At 43.8% G+C, this 8,595-nt stretch carries 6 protein-coding genes and 3 tRNA genes; 2 read left to right on the top strand and 7 right to left on the bottom strand.

Features of this window, described 5'->3' with window-relative positions:
* Positions 1 to 131: 131 nt before the first annotated feature.
* From EI162_RS12270 to EI162_RS12245, 6 genes are all read right to left on the bottom strand, one after another.
* Complete coding sequence (locus EI162_RS12270) at positions 132 to 1,067, bottom strand: AraC family transcriptional regulator (RefSeq protein ID WP_192524622.1); 936 nt, start codon at positions 1,065 to 1,067, stop codon at positions 132 to 134.
* Positions 1,068 to 1,473: 406 nt separating this feature from the next.
* Positions 1,474 to 1,549 (bottom strand) — tRNA-His (locus tag EI162_RS12265).
* 40 nt (positions 1,550 to 1,589) lie between these two features.
* Positions 1,590 to 1,666, bottom strand: a tRNA-Arg gene (locus EI162_RS12260).
* A gap of 111 nt (positions 1,667 to 1,777) precedes the next feature.
* Positions 1,778 to 1,854: transfer RNA gene (locus tag EI162_RS12255), tRNA-Pro, on the bottom strand.
* A 235-nt stretch (positions 1,855 to 2,089) separates the two neighbouring features.
* Positions 2,090 to 3,661, bottom strand: coding sequence for an McrC family protein (locus EI162_RS12250; protein WP_192524621.1), 1,572 nt, complete (start codon positions 3,659 to 3,661; stop codon positions 2,090 to 2,092).
* Positions 3,662 to 3,676: 15 nt separating this feature from the next.
* Positions 3,677 to 5,143: an McrB family protein gene (locus tag EI162_RS12245; protein ID WP_225735378.1), complete on the bottom strand. Its 1,467-nt coding sequence runs from the start codon at positions 5,141 to 5,143 to the stop codon at positions 3,677 to 3,679.
* A 461-nt stretch (positions 5,144 to 5,604) separates the two neighbouring features.
* Between EI162_RS12245 and EI162_RS12240 the strand changes: the two genes are divergently transcribed.
* Both EI162_RS12240 and EI162_RS12235 read left to right on the top strand, forming a co-directional pair.
* Entirely contained in the window at positions 5,605 to 6,339 is a 735-nt protein-coding gene (locus EI162_RS12240) for a DUF4442 domain-containing protein (RefSeq protein ID WP_192524620.1), read from the top strand.
* A gap of 52 nt (positions 6,340 to 6,391) precedes the next feature.
* Positions 6,392 to 6,895 carry a RidA family protein gene (locus EI162_RS12235; RefSeq protein ID WP_192524619.1) on the top strand — a complete coding sequence of 168 codons (504 nt, stop codon included), beginning with the start codon at positions 6,392 to 6,394 and terminating at the stop codon, positions 6,893 to 6,895.
* Positions 6,896 to 6,908: 13 nt separating this feature from the next.
* On the opposite strand, the gene gspE is transcribed toward EI162_RS12235, so the two are convergent.
* Positions 6,909 to 8,462 (bottom strand): type II secretion system ATPase GspE, encoded by a 1,554-nt coding sequence (gene gspE, locus EI162_RS12230; protein ID WP_192524618.1) that lies wholly within the window; start codon positions 8,460 to 8,462, stop codon positions 6,909 to 6,911.
* Between the last annotated feature and the right edge of the window lie 133 nt (positions 8,463 to 8,595).

Genomic DNA, 8,595 nt, shown 5'->3' with positions numbered 1-8,595 from the left:
GCTCAGTCACCTTAGTAGTCAAGCAGAATTTAGTATTATTTATGCCTTACATCCACCCCATAGAAGAACCTGGTTTTACGGCACTTTTTGATAAAACTCATTATTTTAAAAACAAGTTCGCTGACTACAAACTAAGCGATGCTGTCTTTTTGATACTGCTGGCGGTACGCTTTTGGTGATATACCGTATACCCGTTTAAATGCTTGGCTAAAGGTTGAGTCTGAGGCATAACCGACCAGCTCACTGATACGGCTAATACTGTTTTGCTGCAAGCGCAGATAACGAGCGGCCAGACGCAAGCGATAATCAATAAGATAGGCCAATGGCGGCATACCAACCGTATCTTTGAAGCGCTGCGCAAAGCTCGACCGCGACATACCTGCCACTTCAGCGAGCTTATGAATCGTCCAGTTTTGGTCCGGTGCTGCATGCATCGCGGCCAGCGCTTTGGTCAAGAACGGATCTTTCATCGCCTTTAGCCAGTTTTCGGTCACGTCGGGTAAGCTTTCAATATAGACGCGCAAACATTCAATCATCATAATACTTGCCCAATGGTTGATGACCGCCGTTTTTCCCATGCGCTCACGCTCAGTTTCGAGAGTCAGTAGCTTAATCTCGACATCAATAACCTCAAACCTGCCATCAGACTCATCATTGATTTCAGGCAATATTGGCGGCAACACAGACAACAAAGGACGGATCATCTCTTTATCGTACTTGCATTCTATAAGAATCAAAGACGAATTAGAGTCACCATCACCGTGAAGATCAAGCGTATTTTCTTGACAATTCAGCAGTAGCTCATCCAATGGTTGGGCATCATCACCATGATAGTTCAGCGCATAGCTGGTGTGCTGATGCGCACTAGGGATCATAATAATATCGCCAGCATGGGTTTCGCGTAACCCATTGCCCACATCGATACAAAAACTACCGGACATCACCAAATAAAATAAAATCGTATCTTGTCTGGTGAGGGTATAAGACCAATTGCCGACCCCATTTAAACGATAGTATTTGGTTTCAAACAAATGCACGTTTTGTAGCAATACGCTCAGTGCGTCCATCAACCACTTCCTTAATAACCGATATCCAATAACCATCAATTCTAACAAAAATAAATAGAGTCAGTCCAAATTAAGTCGGGCACATTTTCAATATATAGTTAAAATACTTTAAAAATCGATTTTACTTTTCACTGACTATAGTCGAGCCACTATAAAATAAACACCCTGCTACTGGGATAAGTGTTGCGCAAGCTGTTAGGGCGTGCTGAAGATTTATAGATAGGTGCTCTTTATAAATAGCTACTTCTTATGAAAAAGAGACATTGCTTATGAATAGCTGGGAAGAATAATATCAAACAGACAGGCACAAAAAAATGCCAACAACGGCAAATATAATTACTATAAAAGGTTTTTTAACACAGAGGAGATGTTATATAAATGATAACAGGTAATGCAGAATAAAATATGGGGCGACTGATGGGACTCGAACCCACGACAACCGAGATCACAACCCGGGGCTCTACCAACTGAGCTACAACCGCCATAACTATTGCCAAGAATAGGCAAGATTTGCAGGCTAAATGGTGCGCCTGGCAGGATTCGAACCTGCGGCCACCTCCTTAGAAGGGAGATGCTCTATCCAACTGAGCTACAGGCGCTCTTAGAGGACTTTTACATAACTGGGATAACTTATAATATCGTCTGCTTATAATATCAGAAACTAAACCATTATACATAAAAAAAAGCCTGTAAGGCTCTTATAAAATAGATGGTCGGAGTGATAGGATTCGAACCTACGACCCTCTGGTCCCAAACCAGATGCGCTACCAAACTGCGCCACACTCCGAAATTTCTATTATCACGATAGTTTCGTTGATTAACTCGTTATTGGTAATACCGCTAACTTGTTAATGTTCCTCGCTATCGAGGTGCACATATTAAGGGGTAAAACCGATTGTGTCAACACCTATTTTTAATTAATTTCAAAAACTGCTAAATTATTTTAAAAATACTGTTTTCACATGGAAACAACTTCGACAAAAATTCTTGCCAGCGATGATCCCCAAATATCGATAGCGCCATTATACTACATTCGCTTCTGGAAGCAAGCCACCATTTATACTACCCGTTAGAACATCGAACGGTATCAGCCATAGCTGTGCAGGAGACGCGACTTTATCATCATGGCTACTGGCATAACTATTAGCATAGCTATTGGCGTTTTTATCCTGATAGATTTGTTGTTTCAACGCGACTGGCTGTCTTTCGTCACCGCGTACAGGATAAACCAGCCAAACCTGATCCGCTTGATAAGCCTGTGCATAGCTGATTAATTGATAAGCATCACTAGCACTAACATCAGATGCATGAGATAAGTGTTTCCATTTGATATCGATCACGTGGCTATAACGACCCGACTTTTCACTATCTAATTCTCTTTCCCCTGATTCTCTGATGTTTTCTGCTACTGTATTATCCTGATTTTGATAACTATGATCTTCAGTAGCGGCCGCTTGATAGATCAGTAAATCAGGACGGATGGACAAGCAGGCCTGCCCTGCTGCATCGCTTAGCCACACATGTTGTGTTTGATAGAGCGGTCGATAATCAGCATCTAATTGCTGAAATATCGAAGCGAGTCGTTGACTTGCCCATTGTTCAAAAGCTTGATTCATATCAATCAATAGACATAAGCGCCGCGTAGTATGCTGACGGTTAAATGAGCGTTGCGTATCCATGCCATTGCCCGTTGCAGTCGCTGACTGTTGCAATAGCCAATACGCTAAATCTACTAATTGTTGAGCCGCTTGTAATTGCTGCGCCCTAAGTGGCTGCATCGCCAGCTCGCGCTTTGCTTGGGCATATACAGATTCTAGCCGCTGCATGTCATAAGGCGTAAGCGTAGAAACGGGTTGCCATAACTGCCAAAACTTAGAAGAAGTTGATTGAGATAGCGTGGACTGAAAAAATAAAGGCGTCAACAAAACCAATGCGCTCTTAATCAAGCGATTACCCAGCATATCTTGGCTCAATATACTGCTTTCACAGACAAACTTATGCGGCTGCATACTATTATGGCGCAGCTGCTCTTTGATGAGTAGTCGGCCTTGTAGCGACGCTTGGTTGTGAACTTGCGATTGATAGTGCTTGATCGGTTGATAATGAGTAAGTCGTTGCAAAAACTGCGCAATCAACCAATCTGATAAGGGCCATACTTCTAACGGTAACGCGGCGACTTGGTTGCTAAATTGACCAAAGTTTTTGCTGCTAGGTAACTTGCGATGGGTGCGCTGGCTGCTACCGGTCAAGTCGGACAGCATATGTTGCACCCAGTGGCGAGTTTGGGCGATATCGTTACTTTCAACTGACTTATTAAGTTTGGGCAGTATCTCAAGCGACAGGCCACTTGGTAATAAAATAATGCCAATATAATGCCCGACCTTTAACTGCCATTGCCCCTGCTGACGTTTGATACTAAAAACCGAAAACTCTTGCGCCATTAACCAGTGAAAGTCTGACGCTTGCAAAAAATCATGAACCGTCAAGCGTTGGTGCTCAAAGACAGTGACCACACTTGCATCAGCCGCCTCAATATAAGCGTTATTCATACCATTGCTGGTAGTATTACTTTGGAGGTTTTGACCGCTATTCATCACTGCTTGACCGCCTTATGGGTATAAACGCTGGTAGACAATGGCTTTGATAAACGCGCCTGTCTTGGCAATAAGGTCGGCATTAATATTATAGCTTTCTGCAGCCATGGGCTGACCAAGCAATGAGCCATGCCCCGCAAACAGCGGGTTTTGGGCGGTTATATTATTTTGACTGTCCCTCTTATTGCTCGAATCATGGTTTATGAGCATTTGGCTATCCTGAATAAACTGTGCCTGCATTGGCTGCTGCTCGTCTTTAAAAATATACTGCAAAACAGAAACTTGCCCGCCTGCCGCTTGGGCCAATTGCGGGATAATCTGTTCAATCAACACCGTTTGTAATTCAGCAAGACTGTATACGGACCATAAAAACGCGTGACCCAATTGCGCCTCCGCTCCTAGTGTTTGAGTAATACGATTGTTTAAACCCATCAATACTTTGGCCAAATCAATGGATTCAGCTTCGTTAGCTGGCTCTAAACCTGCATTTATACTAATAACCGGTAGTAATTCAGGCTGCGGCGGGCAATCGACAAAGCGAAAGCGTCGACGTAATGCCATATCGAGTGGCGCTAAGGAGTGATCTTGGGTATTCATGGTGGCATAAATATCGACGTTGGCAGGGACGCTAAACGCCCGTCCAGAATAGGCCAAATTAACCGTCATCGCGTTTGCCATGCCATCCCGCTTATCTGGCTCAATCAAACTGAGCAGCTCACCGAATACTCGTGAGACGTTGGCGCGGTTAATCTCATCAATTAGCAGCGCATAACGCTGTTCAGGGTCACGGGCGGCGCGCTGACACAGCTTTAAAAATGCACCATCTACAATCGCGTAGCTCATTTGAGGTTGGCTATGCTGTGGTGTGCTTGAAGCTGCCATCACAGGACGAAGACCTTCCACAAACTCTTCGTAGCCATACGCTTGATGAAAGCTGACCATACTAAAACGCTGCTGGCTAAAATGATGCTCTTGATTGATATTATTGTCACGCTGCGCTTGCTGAAACTCGGCAAGTTGCTGCGACAACTCGGTTAAGAAGTCCATACTTTCTGGAAGCAAATACCATGCACCACTATGGTCTTTATCAAAATAGGCTTGGCTGGATCGGTTTTTATAGGTCACTGTTTTTGAATTAGCAGGGCTATGCATTTGTAGTACTGACCATGCCGTATTACTTAAATTATTTTCACGGGCATTTTGTGCGGCTTTAGCAGAAAAAAACTCATGGCTAACGATTTCTGGTACTTTTAACAAATCTTTTTTCTTATTATGCATATCTAAAAATATCAGACATAGGACTTCACGCCAGCTAAAATCTTGTAATAGCTGTACGAGTAAATCTTCATTATTCACTTTAGGCAAATAATCGGTATAGTGTTTCGCGATTTGTAGCAATCGATAGGTTTTACCTGTACCAGCAACACCCTTATAAATCATATTGGTTGGCTTGTGAACAGAAAAATCAGGCATATTAGACATTGCATTATCCAGCATTAAAAAGTCGCGTAAAAAGTATATAAGCCGCGCTATTATAGGGCGACCATTTGGCATATAAGGGCGACCACTTGGCATATATAGCCGATCCACTATAAAAAATACAGTGCTACTGGGATAAATTTTGCGCAGCCTCTGTCTGCACAGGCACAGCAAGAAAGAAAAATTTGTCCCAGTAGCGCGTGATAAACTTTATCCTTATTTTATTTAGGACTGACTATAGCAATGCTATTTCTATCGTCCAAGGTATCGTTTAAGGTGTCGTTACGTTACTATTATTTTATAAGCGCTACAGTTCATGGTAATAATAGTAGGGACCCATCAGTTAATGTACCATAGTTAAAATAGCTGCTAGGATAAAGCTCGTTAGGCTATTATGTACCATATAAAATTTTTGACGATCGTGTCACTAGCATTGTAAAACCAATCTCATTGAGGAATTTCGTATGTCAGGATTATTAAAAAAACTACCTACTAAGCTGGCCAATAAATTACCAGCCAAAGTATCTGACAACACAATCTCGTCCGTTGAACAGCCACACACGACCCTTAAGCCTATCAGTAATCAGTTTACCAAGCTGTTATCCGTTACCAAATATTTACCCGCTGGTGCGCGCTCGAGCATTTTATCCAAAGCATTTGGTAAAGTAGTGCCTTATGTAGGCACAACGGGTGTCTACTATGAAACAGTCGAACCAAACCAAGTGGTGGTGAGTTTAAATAATACCAAAGCGGTACAAAACCATATTGGTTCTGTCCATGCCGTTGCTATTACTTTACTCGCGGAAACGGCGACAGGCTTTATTTTGGGCTTAAACCTACCTTCTGACCGTGTGCTCTTGATTAAATCGTACTCAGTGAATTTTTATCGTCCGATTAAAAAAGGTCAGATTGCCGCCGTATCGTCGTTAACTGACGAGCAACGCCTAGATATTTTAAACACCCCAAAAGGCGAAATGGTCATCCCTTGTGTGATTCATGATCGTGAGTCTGACAGCGACCGTGACCCTATCGTGGTTGAGATGACGTGGGCGTGGATACCCAAATCTGAATTAGAAGCGCGCCGTCAAGGCAATGCCAGCAGCAAGTCGACAGAGTCTAACCCTGAAACTGATACTGATACTGAAATCCAGAAAAACGACCAATTATCTGCTGATGATGAAACAGCTGCAAATAAATAGTTTAGAATAAGTAAAAACTCGTGCAACATAAACTTATAATAAGGAGACAGCGATGTCCAAAATGACCCATAAAAAACTTGCCCATAAACTCAGCAGTAATCTATCTAAAGCATTACTAATAGGCGCCTGCTCATTAGGACTCGCTATGACTGCTAATGCTGCGCCAGCGGCCAATACCGCTACTATAACCAAGTCTAGCCCGGTATTTTTAGGCGACGGCGGTAACTATCCTTTTTCAGAAGCGGTGCGTGTCGGCGATACGTTATACATGTCTGGTCAAATTGGCTTTAAAGATGGCAAATTGGTCAAAGGCGGTGTCAAAGCTGAAACCAAACAAGCACTCGATAATATTAATGAAACCTTGTTAAAGCACGGCTACCAAAAGACAGATATCGTTAAATGTATGGCCATGCTAACTGATATGGACGACTTTGATGATTTTAATAAAGTCTATAAAGCAGAGTTGGCCAAACCTTACCCAGTACGCTCTGCCTTTGGTGTTGCAGAACTGGCTGCAGGCGCCAGCGTTGAAGTTGAGTGCACCGCTGCAAAATAAGTGCGTTAAAAAACTAGCCTATGATAGCGTCATCAGTTAGGGCGCTTTCTTTGGTCACACGCAGTACTTCTTCTAGCGTTGTCCGCCCCTCAATCACTTTACGTAGCCCATCAGCACGAATCGATGGCGTCTGCTGGCGTGCGTAGTCTTCTAGCTCATATTCAGCCGTATTACTATGTATCATACGCCGCAAAGCATCATCAATAGGCACGACTTCGTATATTGCCGTCCGTCCTTTAAAGCCAGACTGATTGCATTTATCACAGCCGACTGGCTTGGGTAGGTTGATTGGTTTATTTACTAGGCTTTCGGCACTACCTTTTGAAGCTGGCTCAATACCAATCTCTGTAAACAATTTGGCTTGCTCGCTATCCGCTGCCTGCCAGCCATGGCAATGTGTGCATAAAGTACGCACCAAGCGCTGCGCCACCACGCCAATCAGTGACGATGACAATAAAAATGGCTCAACGCCCATATCTTGCAAACGCGTGACCGCACCAATGGCGGTGTTGGTATGCAAAGTAGACAATACCAAATGCCCTGTTAAAGACGCCTGTACCGCAATTTCTGCCGTTTCTAAATCGCGAATTTCACCCACCATCACCACATCTGGATCTTGACGTAACATCGCGCGCAGACTCTTGGCAAAGGTCATATCTACTTTATTATTAACCTGTGTTTGACCAATACCGTCGAGCTGAAACTCAATCGGATCTTCAGCAGTCAAGATATTGCGAGTTTGATCATTTAGATCAGTCAATGCTGAATACAGCGTGGTGGTTTTACCAGAACCCGTTGGCCCTGTCACGAGAATAATGCCATGCGGGCGATGGATTAAGCGCTTTAGCTCGCTATAATCATTATCAGACAAGCCCAAATAAGTCATATTCAGCCGCCCTGCTTGTTTGTCTAATAAGCGCATCACGACTCGTTCACCAAAACTCGATGGCAGTGTCGATACCCGTACATCGACTTCGCGCCCTGCCAAGCGTAAACTGATGCGCCCATCTTGCGGTACGCGCTTTTCAGCGATATCGAGTTTGGCCATGACTTTAATACGCGATACCAGTAATGGCGCTAATTGGCGTTTGGGGGTGATGATTTCTTTTAACTCACCATCGACACGAAACCTTACCACCAAGCGTTTTTCAAAGGTCTCGATATGAATATCTGAGGCATTAAGACGAATGGCCTCGGACAACAGCGCATTAATCAGACGAATAATGGGCGCATCGTCTTGTTGATCCATCAGATCTTCAGTTTCAGGGACGCTGTCCGCCAAACTATCAAGGTCAGGATGGTCTTCAAGCCCAGCGGCAATATGTTGTGATTCGCCTGTGTTCCCCGCATAAGCGGCATTCATGCGTTTTTCAAAATCATCGGAGCTGACGCTTTCGTATGTGGGTACGCCGCGTACGCCCTGCTGCTGTAAAAACCGCACCGCTTCATTGATTGCCGATAGTGGCGTGGCTTTGGTCAGCACCAAAGTCGTCGGCAGCTCAGGATCGATAGCCAGTATGGCTAAGATTTGATGGCGTTTCGCAAAACTGTATGGCAGTTGCATCATAAAGACGACCTGATAGATGAAGGTGGACTCAAAGAGAAAACGGTGCTAAAAATAGTACTAAGCAATAGTACTATTGCTTAGGGGCTGTATAGAATTCAAATCAGCGGCAGCCAGATAAAGACACAAGCGAGAA

Source organism: Psychrobacter sp. FME6, assembly GCF_014861365.1.
Lineage (GTDB): Bacteria > Pseudomonadota > Gammaproteobacteria > Pseudomonadales > Moraxellaceae > Psychrobacter.
The sequence above is the reverse complement of the archived record's forward strand: the minus strand, read 5'-3'. Positions and strand labels throughout refer to the sequence as shown.

Coding starts and splice junctions, on each gene's coding strand:
- EI162_RS12270 (WP_192524622.1), bottom strand. CDS start 1,067: ATGGACGCACTGAGCGTATTGCTACAAAACGTGCATTTGTTTGAAACC.
- EI162_RS12250 (WP_192524621.1), bottom strand. CDS start 3,661: ATGAATAGCGGTCAAAACCTCCAAAGTAATACTACCAGCAATGGTATG.
- EI162_RS12245 (WP_225735378.1), bottom strand. CDS start 5,143: ATGTCTAATATGCCTGATTTTTCTGTTCACAAGCCAACCAATATGATT.
- EI162_RS12240 (WP_192524620.1), top strand. CDS start 5,605: ATGTCAGGATTATTAAAAAAACTACCTACTAAGCTGGCCAATAAATTA.
- EI162_RS12235 (WP_192524619.1), top strand. CDS start 6,392: ATGTCCAAAATGACCCATAAAAAACTTGCCCATAAACTCAGCAGTAAT.
- gspE (WP_192524618.1), bottom strand. CDS start 8,462: ATGATGCAACTGCCATACAGTTTTGCGAAACGCCATCAAATCTTAGCC.